This window comes from Streptomyces sp. NPDC051664 (assembly GCF_044453545.1).
GTDB lineage: Bacteria > Actinomycetota > Actinomycetes > Streptomycetales > Streptomycetaceae > Streptomyces.
Genome location: NZ_JBITCU010000001.1, coordinates 316,478 through 337,169, shown reverse-complemented (window position 1 = coordinate 337,169; position 20,692 = coordinate 316,478). Strand labels below are relative to the sequence as shown.

The 20,692-nt window shown below is 68.9% G+C and carries 19 protein-coding genes; 10 read left to right on the top strand and 9 right to left on the bottom strand.

Going from position 1 to position 20,692, the window contains the following annotated elements; all coding sequences use genetic code 11:
• Window positions 1-72 precede the first annotated feature (72 nt).
• The 5 genes from atpA (at window position 73) to ACIA8E_RS01475 (ending at window position 5,073) form a co-directional block, all read left to right on the top strand.
• Window positions 73-1,644, top strand: coding sequence for a F0F1 ATP synthase subunit alpha (gene atpA, locus ACIA8E_RS01495; RefSeq protein ID WP_399293051.1), 1,572 nt, complete (start codon window positions 73-75; stop codon window positions 1,642-1,644).
• A gap of 3 nt (window positions 1,645-1,647) precedes the next feature.
• On the top strand, window positions 1,648-2,562 hold the full coding sequence (locus tag ACIA8E_RS01490) for a F0F1 ATP synthase subunit gamma (RefSeq protein WP_329160789.1): 915 nt from the start codon (window positions 1,648-1,650) through the stop codon (window positions 2,560-2,562).
• Window positions 2,562-4,004, top strand: coding sequence for a F0F1 ATP synthase subunit beta (gene atpD / locus ACIA8E_RS01485; RefSeq protein WP_399293049.1), 1,443 nt, complete (start codon window positions 2,562-2,564; stop codon window positions 4,002-4,004). The genes ACIA8E_RS01490 and atpD overlap by 1 nt, the downstream gene beginning before the upstream one ends.
• Before the next feature lie 110 nt (window positions 4,005-4,114).
• Window positions 4,115-4,489, top strand: a complete 375-nt coding sequence (locus ACIA8E_RS01480; RefSeq protein WP_030971528.1) for a F0F1 ATP synthase subunit epsilon — start codon at window positions 4,115-4,117, stop codon at window positions 4,487-4,489.
• A 137-nt stretch (window positions 4,490-4,626) separates the two neighbouring features.
• Window positions 4,627-5,073: a DUF2550 domain-containing protein gene (locus ACIA8E_RS01475; protein ID WP_030971527.1), complete on the top strand. Its 447-nt coding sequence runs from the start codon at window positions 4,627-4,629 to the stop codon at window positions 5,071-5,073.
• Window positions 5,074-5,254: 181 nt separating this feature from the next.
• Here the strand turns inward: ACIA8E_RS01475 and ACIA8E_RS01470 are convergent, their stop codons facing one another.
• Both ACIA8E_RS01470 and ACIA8E_RS01465 read right to left on the bottom strand, forming a co-directional pair.
• Complete coding sequence (locus tag ACIA8E_RS01470) at window positions 5,255-7,126, bottom strand: glycosyl hydrolase family 18 protein (protein ID WP_399293048.1); 1,872 nt, start codon at window positions 7,124-7,126, stop codon at window positions 5,255-5,257.
• Window positions 7,127-7,445: 319 nt separating this feature from the next.
• Window positions 7,446-8,018 carry a cob(I)yrinic acid a,c-diamide adenosyltransferase gene (locus ACIA8E_RS01465; protein WP_399293046.1) on the bottom strand — a complete coding sequence of 191 codons (573 nt, stop codon included), beginning with the start codon at window positions 8,016-8,018 and terminating at the stop codon, window positions 7,446-7,448.
• Between the two features lie 302 nt (window positions 8,019-8,320).
• Here ACIA8E_RS01465 and ACIA8E_RS01460 point away from each other — a divergent pair, with 302 nt between their 5' ends.
• The 3 genes from ACIA8E_RS01460 (at window position 8,321) to ACIA8E_RS01450 (ending at window position 12,431) form a co-directional block, all read left to right on the top strand.
• Window positions 8,321-9,169 carry a 3-hydroxyacyl-CoA dehydrogenase family protein gene (locus ACIA8E_RS01460; protein ID WP_399293044.1) on the top strand — a complete coding sequence of 283 codons (849 nt, stop codon included), beginning with the start codon at window positions 8,321-8,323 and terminating at the stop codon, window positions 9,167-9,169.
• Window positions 9,170-9,395: 226 nt separating this feature from the next.
• Window positions 9,396-9,719 carry an STAS domain-containing protein gene (locus ACIA8E_RS01455; protein WP_250967584.1) on the top strand — a complete coding sequence of 108 codons (324 nt, stop codon included), beginning with the start codon at window positions 9,396-9,398 and terminating at the stop codon, window positions 9,717-9,719.
• A gap of 231 nt (window positions 9,720-9,950) precedes the next feature.
• Window positions 9,951-12,431, top strand: a complete 2,481-nt coding sequence (locus tag ACIA8E_RS01450) for an ATP-binding protein (RefSeq protein ID WP_399293042.1) — start codon at window positions 9,951-9,953, stop codon at window positions 12,429-12,431.
• 89 nt (window positions 12,432-12,520) lie between these two features.
• On the opposite strand, the gene nucS is transcribed toward ACIA8E_RS01450, so the two are convergent.
• Window positions 12,521-13,192 carry an endonuclease NucS gene (gene nucS, locus ACIA8E_RS01445; protein ID WP_030916012.1) on the bottom strand — a complete coding sequence of 224 codons (672 nt, stop codon included), beginning with the start codon at window positions 13,190-13,192 and terminating at the stop codon, window positions 12,521-12,523.
• Window positions 13,193-13,463: 271 nt separating this feature from the next.
• Between nucS and ACIA8E_RS01440 the strand changes: the two genes are divergently transcribed.
• Entirely contained in the window at window positions 13,464-13,856 is a 393-nt protein-coding gene (locus ACIA8E_RS01440) for an SCO5389 family protein (protein WP_030971516.1), read from the top strand.
• Window positions 13,857-13,933: 77 nt separating this feature from the next.
• Here ACIA8E_RS01440 and ACIA8E_RS01435 read toward each other — a convergent pair whose 3' ends face one another.
• Complete coding sequence (locus tag ACIA8E_RS01435) at window positions 13,934-14,986, bottom strand: LLM class flavin-dependent oxidoreductase (protein WP_399293040.1); 1,053 nt, start codon at window positions 14,984-14,986, stop codon at window positions 13,934-13,936.
• Between the two features lie 210 nt (window positions 14,987-15,196).
• On the opposite strand from ACIA8E_RS01435, the gene ACIA8E_RS01430 reads away from it, so the two are divergent.
• Window positions 15,197-15,526, top strand: a complete 330-nt coding sequence (locus tag ACIA8E_RS01430) for an ATP/GTP-binding protein (RefSeq protein WP_399293038.1) — start codon at window positions 15,197-15,199, stop codon at window positions 15,524-15,526.
• 21 nt (window positions 15,527-15,547) lie between these two features.
• Here ACIA8E_RS01430 and ACIA8E_RS01425 read toward each other — a convergent pair whose 3' ends face one another.
• From ACIA8E_RS01425 to ACIA8E_RS01405, 5 genes are all read right to left on the bottom strand, one after another.
• On the bottom strand, window positions 15,548-16,441 hold the full coding sequence (locus tag ACIA8E_RS01425) for an ABC transporter permease subunit (RefSeq protein WP_399293036.1): 894 nt from the start codon (window positions 16,439-16,441) through the stop codon (window positions 15,548-15,550).
• Window positions 16,438-17,574, bottom strand: a complete 1,137-nt coding sequence (locus ACIA8E_RS01420; RefSeq protein ID WP_399293034.1) for an ABC transporter ATP-binding protein — start codon at window positions 17,572-17,574, stop codon at window positions 16,438-16,440. The genes ACIA8E_RS01425 and ACIA8E_RS01420 overlap by 4 nt, the downstream gene beginning before the upstream one ends.
• Window positions 17,575-17,765: 191 nt before the next feature.
• The gene (locus tag ACIA8E_RS01415; RefSeq protein WP_399293032.1) at window positions 17,766-18,545 is read right to left on the bottom strand and encodes an ABC transporter permease subunit; all 780 of its coding nucleotides are present in this window, start codon (window positions 18,543-18,545) and stop codon (window positions 17,766-17,768) included.
• 5 nt (window positions 18,546-18,550) lie between these two features.
• A complete protein-coding gene (locus ACIA8E_RS01410) occupies window positions 18,551-19,549 on the bottom strand; it encodes an ATP-binding cassette domain-containing protein (RefSeq protein WP_399293030.1) in 999 nt (332 codons plus the stop codon).
• Between the two features lie 86 nt (window positions 19,550-19,635).
• A complete protein-coding gene (locus ACIA8E_RS01405) occupies window positions 19,636-20,574 on the bottom strand; it encodes a cellulose-binding protein (protein WP_399293028.1) in 939 nt (312 codons plus the stop codon).
• Between the last annotated feature and the right edge of the window lie 118 nt (window positions 20,575-20,692).

Sequence of the window (20,692 nt, the reverse complement as noted above, 5' to 3'; positions counted from 1 at the left end):
AAGATTCCTGGGGGTCGGCCCCCAGACCCCCTTAAGAAACTTCGGGCCCAACAAGGAGAGCAGGGAACCCAGATGGCGGAGCTCACGATCCGGCCGGAGGAGATCCGGGACGCGCTGGAGAACTTTGTCCAGTCGTACAAGCCGGACGCGGCCTCGCGCGAGGAGGTCGGTACGGTCAGCGTTGCCGGCGACGGCATCGCGAAGGTCGAGGGCCTTCCCTCGGCCATGGCGAACGAGCTGCTGAAGTTCGAGGACGGAACCCTCGGTCTCGCCCTCAACCTCGAGGAGCGCGAGATCGGTGCGATCGTCCTCGGCGAGTTCAGCGGAATCGAGGAGGGCCAGCCGGTGCAGCGCACCGGTGAGGTGCTCTCCGTCGGCGTCGGCGAGGGTTACCTCGGCCGCGTCGTCGACCCGCTCGGCAACCCGATCGACGGTCTCGGCGAGATCGCGACCGACAGCCGCCGCGCCCTCGAGCTGCAGGCCCCTGGCGTCATGGTCCGTAAGTCGGTGCACGAGCCGATGCAGACCGGCTACAAGGCCGTCGACGCCATGGTGCCGATCGGCCGCGGCCAGCGTCAGCTGATCATTGGTGACCGTCAGACCGGTAAGACCGCTCTGGCCGTCGACACGATCATCAACCAGCGCGACAACTGGCGCTCGGGCGACGTGAACAAGCAGGTGCGCTGCATCTACGTCGCCATCGGTCAGAAGGGCTCCACCATCGCCTCCGTGCGCGGTGCCCTCGAAGAGGCCGGCGCGCTCGAGTACACGACCATCGTCGCCGCCCCGGCGTCCGACCCGGCCGGCTTCAAGTACCTTGCGCCGTACACCGGTTCGGCCATCGGTCAGCACTGGATGTACCAGGGCAAGCACGTCCTGATCATCTTCGACGACCTTTCGAAGCAGGCCGACGCCTACCGCGCCGTGTCGCTGCTGCTGCGCCGTCCGCCGGGCCGTGAGGCCTACCCGGGCGACGTCTTCTACCTCCACTCGCGTCTGCTGGAGCGCTGCGCGAAGCTCTCCGACGAGATGGGTGCCGGTTCGATGACGGGCCTCCCGATCGTCGAGACCAAGGCGAACGACGTGTCGGCGTTCATCCCGACCAACGTCATCTCCATCACCGACGGTCAGTGCTTCCTGGAGTCCGACCTGTTCAACGCCGGCCAGCGTCCGGCTCTGAACGTCGGCATCTCGGTCTCCCGTGTCGGTGGCTCCGCCCAGCACAAGGCCATGAAGCAGGTCTCCGGCCGTCTCCGTGTGGACCTCGCCCAGTTCCGTGAGCTGGAGGCGTTCGCCGCCTTCGGTTCCGACCTGGACGCGGCCTCGAAGGCGTCGCTGGAGCGCGGCAAGCGCATGGTCGAGCTGCTGAAGCAGGCCCAGTACCAGCCGATGCCCGTCGAGGAGCAGGTCGTCTCCGTCTGGGCCGGTACCACCGGCAAGATGGACGACGTCCCGGTCGAGGACATCCGTCGCTTCGAGAGCGAGCTGCTGGAGTACCTGCGCCGTGAGCGCAAGGACCTCCTGACCAGCATCGCCGAGGGCGGCAAGATGTCCGACGACACGCTGCAGTCGATCGCCGACGCGATCGCCACCTTCAAGCAGCAGTTCGAGACCTCGGACGGCAAGCTCCTGGGCGAGGGCTGATCGATGGGCGCTCAGCTTCGCGTTTACAAGCGCCGCATCCGCTCCGTCACCGCCACGAAGAAGATCACCAAGGCGATGGAGATGATCGCCGCCTCGCGCATCGTCAAGGCGCAGCGCAAGGTGGCGGCGTCGATGCCGTATGCCACCGAGCTGAACCGTGCGGTCACCGCGGTGGCGACCGGTTCCACCACCAAGCACCCGCTGACCACCGAGGCCGACGCTCCGGCGCGGGCCGCGATCCTGCTCATCACGAGCGACCGCGGTCTGGCCGGCGGTTACTCCGCCAACGCCATCAAGGCGGCGGAGCGACTGACCGAGCGGCTGCGCGGTGAGGGCAAGGAGGTCGTCACATATGTGATCGGCCGCAAGGGTGTCGCCTACTACGGCTTCCGTGAGCGCAAGATCGCGGACTCGTGGACCGGCTTCACCGACAGCCCGACGTATGCGGATGCGAAGCGGGCCGCTGCCCCGATGATCGAGGCGGTCACCCAGGAGACCGCCGAGGGCGGCGTGGACGAGCTGCACATCGTCTTCACCGAGTTCGTCTCGATGATGACGCAGAACCCGGTGGACAACCGGATGCTGCCGCTCAGCCTCGACACCACGAAGGAGGAGGACGGCAAGGGAGAGATCCTGCCGCTCTTCGACTTCGAGCCGTCGGCGGAGGACGTCCTGGACGCCCTGCTTCCGCGGTACGTCGAGAGCCGGATCTACAACGCACTGCTGCAGGCCGCTGCTTCCGAGCACGCTGCCCGCCGCCGCGCGATGAAGTCGGCCACCGACAACGCCGGGGAGCTCGTCAAGAGCCTCTCCCGGCTTGCCAACGCGGCCCGCCAGGCCGAAATCACCCAGGAAATCAGCGAGATCGTCGGTGGTGCCAGTGCGCTGGCCGACGCGACCGCGGGGAGTGACAAGTAATGACGACCACAGTTGAGACGGCCGTTGCCACGGGCCGCGTCGCCCGGGTCATCGGCCCGGTCGTCGACGTGGAGTTCCCCGTCGACGCCATGCCGGAGATCTACAACGCGCTGACTGTCCAGGTGGCCGACCCGGCCGAGGACGGCAAGCTGAAGAAGCTGACGCTCGAGGTCGCCCAGCACCTCGGCGACGGCGTGATCCGCGCGATCTCGATGCAGCCCACCGACGGTCTGGTCCGCCAGGCCCCGGTGACGAACACGGGTTCCGGCATCACGGTGCCGGTCGGCGAGATGACCAAGGGCAAGGTGTTCAACACCCTTGGTGAGATCCTGAACAAGCCCGAGGCCGAGTCCGAGGTCACCGAGCGCTGGCCGATCCACCGCAAGGCGCCCAGCTTCGACCAGCTCGAGTCCAAGACCGAGATGTTCGAGACCGGCGTCAAGGTCATCGACCTTCTCACCCCGTACGTCAAGGGTGGAAAGATCGGTCTGTTCGGTGGTGCCGGTGTCGGCAAGACCGTTCTGATCCAGGAAATGATCTACCGCGTCGCCAACAACCACGACGGTGTGTCGGTGTTCGCGGGCGTCGGTGAGCGTACCCGTGAGGGCAACGACCTCATCGAGGAGATGGCCGAGTCCGGCGTCATCGACAAGACGGCGCTTGTCTTCGGTCAGATGGACGAGCCCCCGGGCACCCGTCTGCGGGTCGCGCTTGCCGGTCTGACCATGGCGGAGTACTTCCGCGATGTGATGAAGCAGGACGTGCTCTTCTTCATCGACAACATCTTCCGGTACACCCAGGCCGGCTCCGAGGTCTCCACGCTGCTCGGCCGTATGCCGTCCGCAGTGGGTTACCAGCCGAACCTGGCCGACGAGATGGGTCTGCTGCAGGAGCGCATCACGTCGACCCGCGGTCACTCGATCACCTCGATGCAGGCGATCTACGTCCCCGCGGACGACCTGACCGACCCGGCCCCGGCCACCACCTTCGCCCACCTCGACGCGACGACGGTTCTTTCCCGTCCGATCTCCGAGAAGGGCATCTACCCGGCCGTGGACCCGCTGGACTCCACGTCCCGGATCCTGGACCCGCGCTACATCGCGCAGGACCACTACGACACCGCCATGCGGGTCAAGGGAATCCTGCAGAAGTACAAGGACCTCCAGGACATCATCGCCATTCTCGGTATGGACGAGCTCGGCGAGGAGGACAAGCTCACGGTCTTCCGCGCCCGTCGCATCGAGCGCTTCCTGTCCCAGAACACCCACGTCGCCAAGCAGTTCACCGGCGTGGACGGTTCGGACGTTCCGCTCGACGAGTCGATCGCCGCGTTCAACTCGATCGCCGACGGTGAGTACGACCACTTCCCGGAGCAGGCGTTCTTCATGTGCGGTGGCATTGAGGACCTCAAGGCCAACGCCAAGGAGCTCGGCGTCTCCTGAGCCCATGGCTCACCGAGGGGGGCGGGTGCGTCCCGTCCCCCTCACCACGCCCCGTAGAATTGACCCAACACCCGGCTCCAACGGCCGGGTGGTGACCCGAGGAGCCACTCTTGGCTGCTGAGCTGCATGTCGAGCTGGTCGCCGCGGACCGCAGTGTCTGGTCCGGCGAGGCCACCCTGGTCGTCGCGCGTACCACGTCCGGCGACATCGGCGTCATGCCCGGTCACCAGCCGCTTCTCGGTGTGCTGGAGTCGGGCCCGGTGACGATCCGTACGAGCGAGGGCTCAACCGTAGTCGCGGCTGTGCACGGCGGTTTCATCTCGTTCGCGGACGACAAGCTGTCGCTGCTGGCGGAGATCGCCGAGCTGGCGGACGAGATCGATGTCCAGCGCGCCGAGCGTGCGCTGGAGCGTGCGAAGTCGGAGACGGACGGCGGCGCCGAGCGTCGCGCCGATGTCCGACTCCGCGCGGTGGCGGTGCGTTAAGCACCCCGCCGAAAGTTTTTACCCTCAGCCGCGGCCCGAACTGGAACTCTCCAGACCGTGCCGCGGCTGAGGCGATGCAGGTGCAGTTGCAGTCCAGGCGGTATCCGTTACTCGACGATGCGAGGAGGTCGGTGGAGATGGTCCTCGCTTTGTGGGTGTGCGGCCTGGTCGTCGTACTGGTCGCGGTGGGTCTCTTCGTCTTCGGCCTGCGCCGGCGGCTGATTCAGCGCTCCGGTGGGACGTTCGACTGCAGCGTGCGGTGGAATGTGCCGGCCGAGCCCGATCTCTCGGGCAAGGGCTGGGTGTACGGCGTCGCCCGGTACAGCGGCGACAAGATCGACTGGTTCCGGGTCTTCTCGTACGCTCCCCGGCCCCGCCGGGTTCTTGAGCGTTCCGCGATCGAGGTGGTCGCCCGGCGGCTGCCCGAGGGCGAGGAGGAGCTGGCGCTGCTCTCCGACGCCGTCGTGCTCGGCTGTCTCCACCGCGAGACCCGCCTGGAGCTGGCGATGAGCGAGGACGCCCTCACCGGATTTCTCGCCTGGCTGGAGGCGGCTCCGCCCGGCCAGCGAGTCAATGTTGCTTGAGGACGGGCCTTGTCGGCAGGGGGTCCCTCGGATGAAGTCCGGGGAGGGTGAACCTGGCCCGAGGGGCCGTATGTACGGGCAGGACCGCGGGCACAACGAAGAACCGGGGAGACAGGGGGCGGACCTGTCTCCCCGGCTGCTTTTCGGGGTTACGCGCTGCTCTGCACGAGGACCGCGGTGACTACCTCAGTCCGCTGTCGATCGCGCTGACGAGTTCACCGTTGCTGGTGTCCCCGCTGAACTCCCAGAAGAACGCGCCCTTGAGGCCCTGGTTCTTCACGTAGGTCATCTTCCCGGCGATGGTGGCCGGGGTGTCGTAGCTCCACCAGTTGCTGCCGCACTTGGCGTAGGCGGTGCCGGCGATGGTGCCGGTGGCCGGGCAGCTGGTCTTGAGCACCTTGTAGTCCTCGATGCCCTGCTCGTACTTGCCGGGCGCGGGGCCGGTCGCCGTGCCGCCCGGGGCGGCCTGGGTGACGCCGGTCCAGCCGCGCCCGTAGAAGCCGATGCCGAGGTTCAGCTTGCTGCCCGCGATGCCCTTGCCCTTGAGCTTGGTGATGGCGGCGTCGCTGTTGTAGCCGTCCAGCGGGATGCCGCTGTACGAGGTGAGCGGGGAGTGCGGGGCGGTCGGGCCGTCCGCGTCGAAGGCGCCGAAGAAGTCGTACGTCATCACGTTGTACCAGTCGACGTACTGGGCCGCGCCCGCGTAGTCGGCCGCGTCGATCTTGCCGCCCGACGAGGCGTCGGCGGTGATGGCCGCGGTGACCAGGTTGGAGCTGCCGAACTTCGTCCGCAGCGCGGAGACCACGGTCTTGAAGGCCGAGGCGCCGCTGCTGTCACAGGACAGACCGCAGGCGTTGGGGTACTCCCAGTCGATGTCGATGCCGTCGAAGACATCGGCCCAGCGCGGGTCCTCGACCAGGTTGTAGCAGGAGTTGGCGAAGGCGGTGGGGTTCTGCGCGGCCTGGGTGAAGCCGCCGGACCAGGTCCAGCCGCCGAAGGACCAGATGACCTTGAGGCCCGGGTGCTTCTTCTTCAGCTCGCGCAGCTGGTTGATGTTGCCGGCCACCGGCTGGTCCCAGGTGTCGGCGGTGCCGTCGACGCTGGAGGCCGCGTCGTAGGTCTTCTGGTAGGCGGCGTAGGCGTCGCCGATCGCGCACTGGCCGCCGGCGACGTTGCCGAAGGAGTAGTTGATGTGCGTGATCTTGGCGGCGCTGCCGCTGGTCTCCAGGTTCTTGACGTGGTAATTGCGGTCGTAGACGCCCCACTCGGTGAAGTAGCCGAGCTTGACCTTGCTGCCGGGGTCGGGGTTTCCGCCACCGCCCGTGGTGTGTACGGCCACCGAGGCACTGACCGGGCCCGTCTGGTCGGCGGTGTCACGCGCCTGGATCGTGTACGAGTAGTCGCTGCCGGCGGTCAGCCCGCTGTCGGTGTAGGTCAGGCCGGTGACCGTGGTGACCTTGTTGCCGTTGCGCAGCACGTCGTAGTTCTTGATGCCGTTGTCATCGGTTGCGGCTGTCCAGGTGAGCTTCACACCGGTGTCGGTGATGTTGCTCGCGGCCGGAGTGCCGGGTGCGGAAGGGGCGTTGTCGCCGGGGACGCTGCCGCCGTCACAGGAGGCGCCGTTCACCTTGCAGCCGGTGGGGGCGCCGGGGCCGGCGCCGTTGAAGCCGAAGCTGACGCTGGCGCCGGGGGCGACCGCACCGTTCCAGCCGACGTTCTTGGCGGTCCAGTGGGTTCCGGAGCTGGTGACAGTGGCGTCCCAGGCGGACGTGACCGACGTGCCGGAGGGGAAGTCCCACTCGATGGTCCAGGAACTGAGGGCGGTGGTACCGGTGTTCTTCACCGTCCACTGGCCCTCGAAGCCGGTGCCCCAGTCGGACTTCTTGACGTATGCGGCGGTCGCCGAGGTGGCGGCCTGGGCAGGGGCGGCCAGTCCGACCATTGCGGCGAGGGGGAGCAGTAGTGCGGTGAGGCCTGCCATCGCCTTCGTACGGGTGGTGGTGGCCAGGCCGAATCTGAATCTGGTTCGGCGTAGGGGGGTCTCGGTGCTCAACGGTGCTCCTCGGGTGAGGTCCGGACAAACGGGGGTGGTCCGTGGACTGCAACCCTGCGCCGCCCTGAGCCCGCTTTGTCGTGGCGCGCTCACCGCAGTGTGTTCGGTGAGGTTAGGAAGGTCTGGACCAATCGTCAAGAGGTCTGGACCAAAGATCGGAAGTAAACCTCACATGCTCAACTCCTGTACCAGAGACGTCGCTTGGGGCCGGCGGCTAGGCCTGAGTGACCCCGCAACCGGCTGACGTTCCGTTCGGGATAGCGGAACGGGCCCGGCCGGCGGCTGAGGACATCTGCCGGGCCGGGCGGACCCCCGCCGCCTACCGCTCGCCGCCCGGTACCCACAGCACGTCGCCGACTTCCTTGTTCGCCGTCCTGGCAAGGATGAACAGGAGGTCGGAGAGGCGGTTGAGGTAGGTCGCCGTCAGCGCGTTCATCACGTCACCGTGCACTTCCAGCGCCGCCCAGGTGGACCGCTCGGCACGCCGGACCACCGTGCATGCCTGATGGAGCAGCGCCGCCCCCGGCGTACCGCCCGGCAGGATGAAGCTCCGCAGCTTGTCCAGGTGCTCCAGGAAGTGGTCGCAGTCCGCTTCCAGCCTGTCGACGTAATTCTGCTCGACCCGCAGCGGCGGATACTTCGGCTTCTCGGCGACCGGCGTCGACAGATCCGCGCCCACGTCGAACAGGTCGTTCTGCACGCGGACGAGGACCTTCACGACCTCCTCCGGCAATTGGCCGAGCGCGATCGCCGTACCGATGACGGCGTTGGCCTCATTGGTGTCCGCATACGCCGAGATTCGCAGATCGGTCTTGGCGGTGCGGCTCATGTCGCCGAGGGCAGTGGTGCCCTGGTCGCCGGTACGGGTGTAGATGCGCGTCAGATTGACCATGCGGCCGAGCCTATCCGCGCCCGTTCCCGCTCCGGCGGTCCGGAGCACGGGCGGACGCGCACGCCATGAGGGCTTCACGGCTTCCTCGGCGGCGGAGTGCTCAACTGCGCGCGGCGCGCCACCGAATGACGCGTACCGGTGTGATGTCCGTCATGTGAGACGTGACGCGTATCTCTTCACCGCCCCAGCGCGCCCCACGGGTACTAATCTCCGCCGGAGAGCATGTGAACAAGCGTTACGAATACGTCCGTGGAGCCGTCGGGTAGGTCGGCCGTCGCGGATTGACACAAAGGGGTGCGAACGTGGCCAGGAAGCTCGCCGTCATCGGGGCCGGACTCATGGGGTCCGGTATCGCGCAGGTCTCCGCCCAGGCGGGCTGGGACGTCGTGCTGCGTGATGTCACCGACGAGGCCCTGGCCCGTGGGCGCGACGGCATCAAGGCCTCGTACGACAAGTTCGTCTCGAAGGGCAAGCTGGAGGCGGCCGACGCCGACGCCGCGCTGGCCCGCATCACCACGACCACCGACCTCGACGCGGTCGCCGACGCGGATGTCGTCGTCGAGGCCGTCTTCGAGAAGCTCGAGGTCAAGCACGAGATCTTCCGGGCCCTCGACAAGATCGTGCGGGCCGACGCCGTCCTCGCCTCGAACACCTCCGCCATCCCGATCACCAAGATCGCGGCCGTCACGGAGCGCCCGGAGCGCGTCGTCGGTGTGCACTTCTTCTCGCCGGTCCCGATGATGCAGCTCTGCGAGCTGGTGCGCGGCTACAAGACGAGCGACGAAACGCTCGCCACCGCACGGGAGTTCGCCGAGTCCGTCGGCAAGACCTGCATCGTCGTCAACCGTGACGTCGCCGGGTTCGTCACCACCCGGCTGATCTCGGCGCTGGTCGTCGAGGCCGCCAAGCTGTACGAGTCGGGCGTCGCCACGGCCGAGGACATCGATATCGCCTGCAAGCTGGGCTTCGGTCACGCCATGGGGCCGCTCGCGACGGCGGACCTCACCGGGGTCGACATCCTGCTGCACGCCACATCCAACATCTACACCGAGTCGCAGGACGAGAAGTTTGCCGCACCCGAGCTGATGCGCCGGATGGTCGATGCAGGTGACATCGGCCGCAAGAGCGGGCAGGGCTTCTACACCTACTGATCGTTCTCGGCCCCCGGACGCCTGATCTGCCGTCGATCACGCCCGGGGGAGACGGGGGTCACTCCCCGGCTGCGGTGGTCCTTGAGCGGGCCGTTGTCACTCCACGGAGTGAATTCGGTATCGGTTCGCTTACAGACGGAAACTTCCCTGTCGTTGCCGCAGTCAGTTGTGACAGAGACAGAAACAGACAGACGACCGTGCCATGGAGCATTTCCGGGGAGCGCATATGCACATCAGGGGCGACCACGCCGAGCTGGTCGTCGGGGGCCGCCTCGACGTCCGAAGCGCGGCGGACGCCCGTACGGTCCTGCATTCGGCCCTCGACGACGGGGTCGGCGACCTTGTTCTCGACCTGACCGAGCTGGATTCCTGGGACGCCACCGGTCTCGGTGTCATCATGGGCGCGCACCGCCGGGCCGGGCGGGCCGGACGGCGGCTGGTGCTCCGTGGTGTGCCACCACAGATGCAGCGCCTGCTGGTGGCGACGAGACTGCACCGCATTCTGGCGATCGAAGGCGGAATCGCCGCGGATTCCCTGCCGCGGGTTTAGCACGCGCGTCGGGGCGCTCGTCCACCCGCCCGAACCCACACAATCCTCACGAGACCGTGATGTCCTGGACGGCGCGGCACCCCGATGGTTCGTAGATACTGTGCGAAGGTTTAGGGTTCGGCCGTCCACCGATTGACAGAACCCATGCGGCGGACACCGGACCAGAAGCGACAGCAGGGCGTGCGAGGCCGGGAGGGGCAACCGTGCGCGACGCGACTGGGGGGTTTGGCGATGGACCCGACACACCGGGGGCCGGAATTTTTCGGCCATGACAATGACGGCTACGGCGAGGACACCGGCCGACGGCGGTCCCGCGACCCGTTGAGCACCGAATTCGGCCAGCAGCCGCCGCAGCAGGCTCGCGTCGTGCTGCTTTTCCCCGGCGACTTCCTGCTCACCGTCAACCCGGTCGACGGCAGCGAGGTCGAGCTGTGCCCCCCGGGGGAGCAGCCCGCCGCTCCGGTCCGCCGTACCCCCGCCGAGCGCACCGACCGCGAGCGAGCGGCCGCACCGCCCGTACCGCCGGGACCCCCCTCCCCCCAACTGCCGCTCCTGGAGCGCGCGGAGGAGCGTGAGCGGCTGGTGCGCCTGCTGGCGCGCGGCCGCTCGGTGCGGCTCACCGGACCGTCCGGATCCGGACGCACCGCGCTGCTGAACGCCGTCGCCGCCGACTGCGCGGACCTCGCTCCGGACGGAGTCGTGCGGCTCTCCGGCCACAAGCGCACCGCCACCGACCTGCTGTACGGGCTCTACGAGGCGGTCCTCGACGCGCCGCTGCTGCGCCCCGACCGCGCCGCCCTCCTCGAACAGGTCAGGGGTATCGGCGCCGTCGTCGTCCTCGACGACCTGGAGTTCGGCGGGGCCGCGCTGGAGGAGCTGCTCGACGCGACGCCGGAGTGCGCGTTCCTGCTCACCGCGACACCCGACATCGCCGCACCCACCGCCGACTCGCACGTCGAAGAGGTCTTCCTCGCCGGGCTGGGCCGCAGTGCCTCGGTCGACCTGCTGGAACAGGTCGTCGAGCGGTCGCTCACCGAGGACGAGGCGAACTGGGCGGGCGACCTCTGGTTCGAGTCCGAAGGGCTGCCGCTGCGCTTCGTCCAGGCCGGCGCCCTGCTTCGCCAGCGCGACATGCTGCGCACCGACCCCACCGCGTACGACGAGCACGGTTACTTCGAAGGCCGGCCCGTCGACGATTCCTTCGACGCCTTCGGCCAGGACGCCGACGGTCATGACGTACCGCTGCCCAGCCTCGGCGAGGGGGCCGCGCCCGCCGCGCTGCTCGCTTCCCGGCTCAGCGGGCCCGCGCGCGACACCCTGCACTTCGCGGTCGCACTCGGCGGCGAGGTGCCGCACCAGGCGCATCTGCCGGCGCTCGTGGGGGACACCCACGCCGATGCCGCGCTCGGCGAGCTGGCCGGCTGTGGACTGCTCTCCCCGGCCGGTTCCCGCTACCGGCTGGCCGCCGGTGTCCTCGCCCAGCTGGAGGCCGCCGGATACGGCGAGGACGCGGCCGACCGGGCCCGCACGGCGGCCCAGCACTACGCCTGGTGGTCCGGGCATCCCTCGGTGACCCCTGCCCGCGCGGTGGCCGAGGCCGACGCGATCATCGCAGCCATGACCCAGCTGGTCCCCGGCGACGGGGCCGGACAGGTCAGTGCAGCCGTGCTGCTGGCCCGCAGCGCCGCCCCGGCCTTCGCCGCCGGGCTGCACTGGGGAGGCTGGGAGAAGGCCCTGCGGCTCGGCCAGGAGGCTGCCAGGATCGCCGGTGAGGTCGCTGAAGAGGCCTACTTCCACCATGAGTTGGGCGTCCTCGCGCTCTGTACCGGCAATCTCGACCGGGCCAGGGCCGAGCTGGAGACCTCGATCGGTATGCGCGGCGCGCTCGCCGACAAGTCCGGGGCGGTGGCCGGACGCCGCGCGCTCGCCCTGGTCTCCGACCGCTCCGGCGGACAGGTGCCCGGCACCCGCCCGTCGGGTGAGGAGGTGCCGGCCGCGCGGTACGAGGAGTCGGCACGCCTGCCCGTGACCGTACCGGTGAGCGGGCCGAAGACCGCGCCGCGTAGGTCCGAGGACCAAACCGCGCTGATATCCCGGGTCGCCCCGGCGGCAGGCACCGGTGCGTCCGGCGGCCGCAAGACGGCGGTGCTGGGCGGCGCCCGGCGCAACCTCGTTGCGGCGGGCGCGGGCGTCGTGCTGGCCGCTGTGCTCGGCACGGTGGTGACGCTCGGCATGACGTCCAGCAGCGACGCCCGGGACGGCGGTGGTGTCACGACCGAGCAGCCCGACGAGGACGACATCGACGGCGGGTTTCCGGCCGACGAGCCGACGGACGCCTCGACACCGGGCAAGGGCTCGTCGAGCGGGAGTCACTCGTCGCCGGACCCGTCCGGCAGCCGGATCACCCCGAGCGGCAGCGGTGCGCCGTCCACGGGATCGACCGGGCCGAGCGACAGCCCGTCGTCGTCGGGCAGGCCGCCGACCGGGAGGCCCAGCACACCGGGGACGCCCACCAAGTCGCCGACCAAGAGCCCCACGAAGACTCCGACCACACCCACGCCGACCACCTCGACCTCGCCGGAGCCGACGGAAAGCCCCAGTCCGACCGAGACGGACCCGGGACCGACCACGCCGGACACGTCCGTCTCGGCGAGCGGCCCGTCGACGACGACGAGCGAGTCCGGCACCACGGTGGAGCCGACGGTGGCCTGAGACCGGACCCGTACGGACCGGAACTCGTACGCGCAAGGCCCCGGACCGCCGATGTGCGGTCCGGGGCCTTGCGCGTACGGGGGACGGCGTCAGAACAGCCGCAGCTTGTCGTCCTCGATGCCGCGCATGGCGTCGTAGTCGAGGACCACACAGCCGATTCCACGGTCCGTCGCCAGCACCCGGGCCTGCGGCTTGATCTCCTGCGCCGCGAAGACGCCCTTCACCGGGGCGAGATGGGGATCGCGGTTGAGCAGCTCCAGATAGCGGGTCAGCTGCTCCACACCGTCGATGTCACCACGGCGCTTGAGCTCGACGGCGACGGTCCTCCCGTCAGCGTCCCGGCACAGGATGTCGACCGGGCCGATGGCGGTGGGGTACTCGCGGCGGATCAGGGTGTAGCCCTCGCCGAGGATTTCGATCCGGTCGGCGAGCAGCTCCTGCAAGTGCGCTTCCACGCCGTCCTTGATGAGGCCGGGATCGACGCCCAGTTCGTGCGACGAGTCGTGGAGGATCTCCTCCATCGTGATGATCAATTTCTCGCCCGCTTTGTTCACCACGGTCCAGACGCCTTCGGTGTCGTCGGCGCCCTCCTTCAGCGTGCAGGGCGGTGACATCCAGTTGAGGGGTTTGTACGCCCTGTCGTCGGCGTGGATCGAGACGCTCCCGTCCGCCTTGACCAGGATGAGACGGGGAGCGGAGGGCAGGTGGGCCGTGAGCCGGCCCGCGTAGTCCACGGAGCAGCGGGCGATGACGAGACGCATGGTCGGCAACGCTACTCGACGACGGGTGCTCCACGCGATTCTCCCTCCGGCAACCCATCACCACCGCCTGTCACAGCCCTTCCCGTCCGCGGGCTTGCCCCTCTTTGCGCACCTTCGTTATTGGCCGGTTGTGTTCCCAATCTCCTGGTGCGGCCCGGACTGCACCCTTACCGTGGAAGCAGGAGGTCGCCGTGTGTGTACGCTGCGTCGCCGTCCTCCTTCCCTGCCCGTAAGGCCCCGGCCGTCCGCCGGGGTCGCGAGAGGAGAACCCATGTCGCTCGACGTCTCACCGGCGCTGTTGGAACAGGCCGAGCGAGGCGAGGTCGACGAAGCCGACTTCGTCGACTGCGTCCGGACCTCCCTGCCCTATGCATGGGAGATGATCAGCTCTCTGGTGGCCCAGCTGAAGGTCGACGGCGGAGAGTTCGCCGACAACCAGACGCCGCCGCCGGACGAGCAGGCACGTGGTCAGCTGTTGCGTGCGCTCGCGAGTGATGCGATACGCGGTGCGCTGCAGCGGCACTTCGGGGTGCGCCTGGCATTCCAGAACTGCCACCGCGTCGCGGTGTTCCCGCTGGACGCCTCGGTCGACGAGCGGTTGGCCCGATTCACCTCGGTGAGAGGTCAGTTGCTCAACCAGTCGCCCGAACTTCGGGACTGCTGAACGCTTCTGCTGCCGCCCTGGGCCGCGGGAGGTGCAACTGGCTCCGGGGCGGCAGCTCCCCGTCCTCATACGGGTGTTCATGTCAGGAGTGGCAGTACCTCGGTGCCCAGTCGCGCTACGTTCTCCTCCGTGGCCGCGAGATCTCCCGAACCCTCCGCCAGGAGCGCGAACCTGGTGATGCCCGTCCGCTCGGCGGTGGCGGCGAGCCGGTCGGCCGCGAGCCGGGGCGGGCCCACCGGATGAAGACCGCACAGCAACTCCGTGTACGCGACCGGATCGCGCATCACCCGGTGCCTGCCGTCGACCGTCACATGGGCGTCGAGCCCCTGCCGCAGCCAGCCCGGCATAGCCTTCACGAGCGTCTCCACGGCCTCCTCGCGCCGGTCCGCGATCTGGGCGACGCCCGCGGAGACATGGCCCGCGTCCCGGACGCTCTCCGGGGAACGGCCCGCGGCGAGGGCGGTGGAGCGCCACAGGGCGACCATCTCGGCCTTCTCCTCGTCCCCGCAGTGCATGCCGAGGAGCATCGGCAGGCCGTTCTCCGCGGCGAGTTTCACGCTCTTCGGCGAGGTGCACGCGACGATCACCTCGGGGCCGCCCGGCGCCTGTGCGGTGTCCTCGCGGTGCTCGTCGAGCAGTTCGTCGGCGCGGGGGACCACCGCGATCTCACGGAAGCCGAATCGCTCCCCACGGCCCGCCACGCGCGGTTTGCTCAGCCAGTCGAGCAGGAGCTCCAGCGACTCGGGGAAGCCGTTCTCGTACGCCTTCAGGCCCCCTCCGAACACCTCCAGATCCACCCAGGGGCCGCCCCGGCCCACGCCGAGGGAGAACCTGCCTCCGCTGGTGAGGTGGAGCAGCGCGGCCTGCTCGCCCAGCGCGACCGGGTGCTGGGACGGCAGCACGCTCACCGCCGTACCGACCCGGATTCTGCGGGTGCGGCCGAGCAGCAGCGCGGCCAGGGTGACGGCGGACGGGCAGACCCCGTACGGCACGAAATGATGCTCGGCCAGCCAGACCGAATCGAGTCCGGATTCCTCCGCGACCTCGGTGGACCGGATCGCGCGATGCAGCGCTTCACCCGGCCCCTGGCCCGGAAACTGGGCTGCCAGTACAAACGTTCCCACGCGCATCGCCAATTGCCTCCTTGCGGCCGACGCGGCTCTCCCCTATAGGCAACAACGTCTGACACGTGCCAAAGGCACGGTCCACGGCGAAGTTGTTGCGATTTTCCGGTAACCCGGTCCTGTCCCGGTCCCGTTCCGGGGTCTCCTGGACACCTGCCCCGCCCGAATGGCCCTACGCTGGACGGGAACTGCCCGGCCCGCCCAGTGAGGTGTCACGTGTCCCCGCGCCGCAACCGCCCCCGAGGCGGCGAGAGTCCCACCGGCAGCACGAGCGAGGCGGACGAGCGGTACGGCGGGGGAGGGCGCGCAGAGGAGTGGCAGGGCGAGCAGTGGTCGGTCCGCCCGGTGAGCGGCGCGAGCGCGGCGGGCAAGCGGTATCGCTGCCCCGGCTGCGACCAGGAGATCCCGTCCGGCGTTCCGCATCTGGTGGCCTGGTCCGAGTACGGCGGGATCGACGACCGCAGGCACTGGCACAAGGCCTGCTGGAACGCGAAGGACCGCCGCACCACAAGGGTGCAGCGGTCCAGGAACGCGCCGCGCTACTGAGCTGCGCCGGCCGGTGACCGGTCAGACGTCGCGCCGGTCCAGCGACACATAGGCGCCGATCATGGCCACGGCCGTGACGCCGAGCATGATCCAGAGCGGCTCCCATCCGGACGGCCCCGATGAGGCCACGGACGCGTCGTAGAGCGCGCCGAGCTGGCTGGGGATCGAGTACTCGAACAACGCCTGCTGCACGTCGGCGAGCGACTCCGAGAACATGAACATGGCCAGCACGAGCGGCAGCAGCACCACGGCGATCATGATCGTGATCGCGCCGGCGGAGTGCCGGATGAGGGCGCCCACCGCGAGCGACAGCAGCCCCAGCGTCGCGATGTAGAGGCCGACACCGACCGTGGCGCGCAGCCAGTCGCCGCCGGTCGGCTCCGCGCCGCCCAGCATGGCCGTCTGCAGCACCGCGACGAGCGCGGTCGTCAGGGTCGTGATGACGAAGGTGAGCAGGAAGAAGACGATTGCCTTCGCGGTCAGCACCCGGCCGCGGCTGGGGCAGGCCGTCAGCGTCGTCCGGATCATGCCCGTGCCGTACTCGGAGGCGATGGTCATCACGCCGAGCGTGATCACGCAGATCGAACCGAGGAGCACCCCGAAGAAGCCGAGGCTGAGCACGGGGGTGTTGCCGAGCTCGGCGTCGGACGCGTCGACGGCGACCGCCGACAGCAGTCCGATGCCGAGCAGCAGCACGATCATGATGCCGAGCGTCCACATCGTGGAGCGCACGGAACGGATCTTGGTCCACTCGGAGGCGAGCGCGTCACCGAGGGTGGCGCGCCGCTGCGGGATCGGCGAGGCGTAGAGGCTGGCGGGTGCCCCCTGCCAGTCCTGCTGCGGGGCGGGGGGCTGCTGCGGATACTGCTGCGCCTGCTGCTGGTACGGCGCCTGCGGGGTCGGCGGCGTTGTCATCGGGCGTCCTCGCTGGTGTCGCGCTGGGTCAGGTCTGCGGGGCCGGTGGCGGGCACGGCCGGGGCGGCTGCGGCCGGGGCGCCCACGGGGGGCGCCGCGTACGGGTTCTGTCCTGGCGGCGGCGGGGCGTACCAGCCCTGCTGCGGCACCTCCTGGGCGGGCGGCAGCGCGTACCCGCCGCCCATCACGGGCTGCTGCAGCCCGGCCCGCTGGTCCGCCGTCGAGCGGTAGTCCACGGCGCCCTGCGTCATCCGCATGTACGCCTCCTCCAACGAGGCCTGGTGCGGCGAGAGCTCCCACAGCCGGACGTCCGACTCGTGCGCGAGATCGCTGATCCGCGACAGCTGCAGCCCGGTGACGCGCAGTGCCCCGTCCGGCTCCGACATCACCCGGCCACCGGACTCGGTGAGCGACGCGGTCAGCTTCTCCCGCAGCTCCGGCTGCGCGTCCGGGACCCGCACCCGGGCGAAATCGGCCGAGTTGGCGGAGATGAAGTCCTTGACGCTCATGTCGGCGAGCAGCTGCCCGCGGCCGATCACGATCAGATGGTCGGCGGTGAGCGCCATCTCGCTCATCAGGTGGCTGGAGACGAAGACCGTGCGCCCCTCGGAGGCGAGCATCTTCATCAGGTTGCGGACCCAGAGGATGCCCTCGGGGTCGAGACCGTTGACCGGCTCGTCGAAGAGCAGCACCTGCGGGTCGCCGAGCAGTGCCGCCGCGATCCCGAGCCGCTGCCCCATGCCGAGCGAGAACCCCTTGGACCGCTTCCTCGCGACGTCCTGCAGACCGACGACGCCGAGCACCTCGTCGACCCGGGCGGCCGGAATGCCGGCGAGCTGGGCCAGCGAGAGCAGGTGATTGCGGGCGCTGCGGCCACCGTGCACCGCCTTGGCGTCCAGCAGCGCACCCACCTGACGCGGGGCGTTCGGCAGGCTGCGGAAGGCGTGCCCGCCGATCGTCACACGGCCTGCTGTCGGACGGTCCAGGCCGAGCATCATGCGCATGGTGGTGGACTTGCCCGACCCGTTGGGACCGAGGAATCCGGTGACGGCACCCGGCCGCACCTGGAAGGAAAGGTTGTACACGGCCGTCTTCGCGCCGTAGCGCTTGGTCAGGCCGACTGCCTCGATCATGCTCCAGCCCCATCGACTTATCTGTCGTCGGGGCCCAGGCCGACCGGCCGCACGCCCCCCGTAAGAGTTAGGAGGATATCCAGGCCTTGACGGTTCCGGCCAAGCCGTTGCGGGGGTGCGTCACCCATCCATCGGACCGAACCGGATCTCTTCCTCCTGCTTTCCTCCGCTTCCTCCCGCTTCCTACGGGATCACGCGTCCCGCTTCTTGAGTACGAGATAGCCGCCGATCAGCGCGGCCACCACCCACGCCACCAGAATGCCGAGCCCGCCCCACGGTCCGTACGGGGCCGGGTCGCTGCGCATGGCGTCCGGAACCACCTGCATGATCTTGGAGCCGGCCCGGTCGGGGAAGTAGCGGGCCACGTTCTTGGCGCCCGGGACCGCCGACAGGATCTGGGAGACCAGGAAGAAGAACGGCATCAGGATGCCGAGCGACAGCATCGAGCTGCGCAGCATCGTGGCCACGCCCATGGAGAAGATCGCGATCAGGCCCATGTAGACGCCGCCGCCGAAGACCGCGCGCAGGACGTTGTCCGCACCGATGTCCGTGCGGTGGTCGCCGAGCAGGGCCTGGCCGAGGAAGAAGGTGACGAAGCTGGTGGCGAGGCCGACCACCAGGGCGAGCACGCCGGCGACCGCGATCTTGCTGAAGAGGAACGAGCCGCGCTGCGGTACGGCGGCCAGCGAGGTGCGGATCATGCCGGAGCTGTACTCCGTACCGACCACCAGGACACCGAAGACGACCATCGCCAGCTGACCGAGGATCATGCCGGAGAAGCTGAGGAAGGTGGGGTCGAAGGTGGCCCTCTCCGGTGCGGGGAGATCGTCGAACTGGGCGTTCATCAGTGCGCAGAGTGCCGCGCTCATCGCCACGGTCACGACGAACGCGGAGATCAGGGTCCAGGTGGTCGAGGAGACCGTACGGATCTTGGTCCACTCGGAGTTCAGGACCGCGGGTACCGATGCCATCGTCGTCACGCCCCCTTTCCGGGGCCGGGGGTGCCGGACTGCAGGTTCCACTGCTCGCCCCACTGCGGGCCCGCGAGCGCCGGTGGCGGCCCGGCGTGGTCCGCATGGGCGTGGTACTCCACGGAGTCCGCCGTCATCTGCATGAACGCTTCTTCCAGCGAGGCCCGCTGGGAGCTCAGCTCATGCAGCACGATGTGGTGCTGCGCGGCCAGCTCGCCGAGCTGTTCGCCGGTGGCGCCGTCGATCTCCAGCACGCCGCTCCCCGATTCGACCGCGATGATGCCCGCCTCGTGCAGCACGTCCCGCAGCCGTTCCTGCTGCGGGGAGCGCATCCGTACGTAACTGCGCGAGTTCTGGTGGATGAAGTCGGCCATCGAGGTGTCGGCGAGCAGCCGGCCCTGGCCGATGACGATCAAGTGTTCCGCGGTAAGGGCCATTTCGCTCATCAGATGCGAGGAGACGAAGATCGTCCGGCCTTCCGCCGCGAGCGTCTTCATCAGATTGCGAATCCAGTGAATTCCCTCGGGGTCCAGACCATTGACGGGTTCGTCGAACATCAGGATCTCGGGATCACCGAGCAGCGCGGCCGCGATTCCGAGCCGCTGACCCATACCGAGAGAGAACGACTTGGACTTCTTCTTCGCCACCGCGCTCAGGCCGACGGTGTCGAGCACTTCCCGGACACGGCTCTCCGGGATGCGATTGCTCTGCGCGAGACAGAGCAGATTGTTGTACGCGCTGCGGCCGCCGTGCATCGACTTGGCGTCGAGCAGCGCGCCGATGTGCTTCAGGGGTTCCGACAGCTCGCGGTAGTGCTTGCCGTCGATCCGCACCGATCCGCTCGTCGGGTTGTCGAGATCGAGCATCATCCGCATCGTGGTGGACTTGCCCGCTCCGTTCGGGCCCAGAAAACCCGTCACCATTCCAGGCCTGACCTGGCATGAGAGGTGGTCGACGGCAACCTTGTTACCGAAGCGCTTGGTGAGACCATCAAGCTCGATCATGCGCTCACGCTAGAACGGGCGCGCGCCCGGCGCCACCACAAGGGCGGAACCGGGCGCGCAAGGGGTACAGCTGAGGTACTGCGGGGTCAGCGGGTCTGCTGAGCCGGGACCCCACGGGTGACGGGCTCGTCGTCCACCGGCGAACCGGCGGCGGCCACTGCGGCACCGGTCAGCGTCGCCAGCATCTCGCGGACGTTGGTCAGCTGCGCGTTGATCGAGTCGCGGCGGTTGGTGAGCGCCGCCAGCTCGCGCTCCGATTCGCTGCGGATCCGGTCGGCCTTCGCGTTCGCGTCGGCCACGATGTCCTCGGCCTGGCGCTGCGCGGTCTCCACCGTCTGGCGGGCCCGGCGCTCGGCGTCCGTACGGAGCTTCTCGGCCTCCAGGCGGAGCTGCTCGGCACGGTGCTCGATCTCGGCGAGGCGCTTCTCGGCCTTGGCCTGACGGGACGCGAGGTCGCGCTCCGACTGGTCGCGGCGCTTGGCCAGGTTGGTCTCGAAGTCCGCGGCGGCCTGGGCGGCCTTGGCGCGAGTCTCCTCGAAGAGGGCGTCCGCCTCCTCGCGCTTCTGCGCCGCGTCCTTCTGGGCCTCGGTGCGCAGCGAGGTGGCCTCACCCTTGGCCTTCTCGACGATGCGTACGCCCTCGTCCTCGGCCTTCGCCTTGCGCTCGGCGGAGAACGACTCGGCGTCGTTGCGCACCTGCTGGGCGGCGGACTCGGCGAGCTCGCGGTGCTGCTCGGCGGCGCGACGGGCCTCCTCGCGCAGGTCCTTCGCCTCCTCCTCGGCGAGGCGGAGGATCTTCTCCACGCGCGCACCGAGACCGGCGTACGACGGCTCCGCGTCGTTCACCTGGGCCTGGGCGTTCTGCGTTTCGAGGTGCAGCTCCTCGATGCGCTTTTCCAGAGACGTGATGCGGGTGAGAGCACTATCACGGTCGGCGACGAGCTTGGTAATGCGGTCATCCACCTGACCGCGGTCGTAACCACGCCGCACGAGCTCGAAGCCGAAGGGGGAGGAAGGGTCACTCATGGGGTTCCTGTCGAAGTAAGACCGGTGAGGTGATAGGGGGAATCCTAGGGGCCCGAGCGGCGTGTCATCGAGTGGATGCCCGTTTGATCTGGAGAATGACACCCCTTTTGAGTGGCTA

What these genes read in the sequence shown, in the direction of transcription:
- atpA (WP_399293051.1), top strand. Translation starts at nt 73, where the DNA reads ATGGCGGAGCTCACGATCCGGCCGGAGGAGATCCGGGACGCGCTGGAG.
- ACIA8E_RS01490 (WP_329160789.1), top strand. Translation starts at nt 1,648, where the DNA reads ATGGGCGCTCAGCTTCGCGTTTACAAGCGCCGCATCCGCTCCGTCACC.
- atpD (WP_399293049.1), top strand. Translation starts at nt 2,562, where the DNA reads ATGACGACCACAGTTGAGACGGCCGTTGCCACGGGCCGCGTCGCCCGG.
- ACIA8E_RS01475 (WP_030971527.1), top strand. Translation starts at nt 4,627, where the DNA reads ATGGTCCTCGCTTTGTGGGTGTGCGGCCTGGTCGTCGTACTGGTCGCG.
- ACIA8E_RS01465 (WP_399293046.1), bottom strand. Translation starts at nt 8,018, where the DNA reads ATGGTCAATCTGACGCGCATCTACACCCGTACCGGCGACCAGGGCACC.
- ACIA8E_RS01455 (WP_250967584.1), top strand. Translation starts at nt 9,396, where the DNA reads ATGCACATCAGGGGCGACCACGCCGAGCTGGTCGTCGGGGGCCGCCTC.
- ACIA8E_RS01450 (WP_399293042.1), top strand. Translation starts at nt 9,951, where the DNA reads ATGGACCCGACACACCGGGGGCCGGAATTTTTCGGCCATGACAATGAC.
- nucS (WP_030916012.1), bottom strand. Translation starts at nt 13,192, where the DNA reads ATGCGTCTCGTCATCGCCCGCTGCTCCGTGGACTACGCGGGCCGGCTC.
- ACIA8E_RS01440 (WP_030971516.1), top strand. Translation starts at nt 13,464, where the DNA reads ATGTCGCTCGACGTCTCACCGGCGCTGTTGGAACAGGCCGAGCGAGGC.
- ACIA8E_RS01435 (WP_399293040.1), bottom strand. Translation starts at nt 14,986, where the DNA reads ATGCGCGTGGGAACGTTTGTACTGGCAGCCCAGTTTCCGGGCCAGGGG.
- ACIA8E_RS01425 (WP_399293036.1), bottom strand. Translation starts at nt 16,441, where the DNA reads ATGACAACGCCGCCGACCCCGCAGGCGCCGTACCAGCAGCAGGCGCAG.
- ACIA8E_RS01420 (WP_399293034.1), bottom strand. Translation starts at nt 17,574, where the DNA reads ATGATCGAGGCAGTCGGCCTGACCAAGCGCTACGGCGCGAAGACGGCC.
- ACIA8E_RS01415 (WP_399293032.1), bottom strand. Translation starts at nt 18,545, where the DNA reads ATGGCATCGGTACCCGCGGTCCTGAACTCCGAGTGGACCAAGATCCGT.
- ACIA8E_RS01410 (WP_399293030.1), bottom strand. Translation starts at nt 19,549, where the DNA reads ATGATCGAGCTTGATGGTCTCACCAAGCGCTTCGGTAACAAGGTTGCC.
- ACIA8E_RS01405 (WP_399293028.1), bottom strand. Translation starts at nt 20,574, where the DNA reads ATGAGTGACCCTTCCTCCCCCTTCGGCTTCGAGCTCGTGCGGCGTGGT.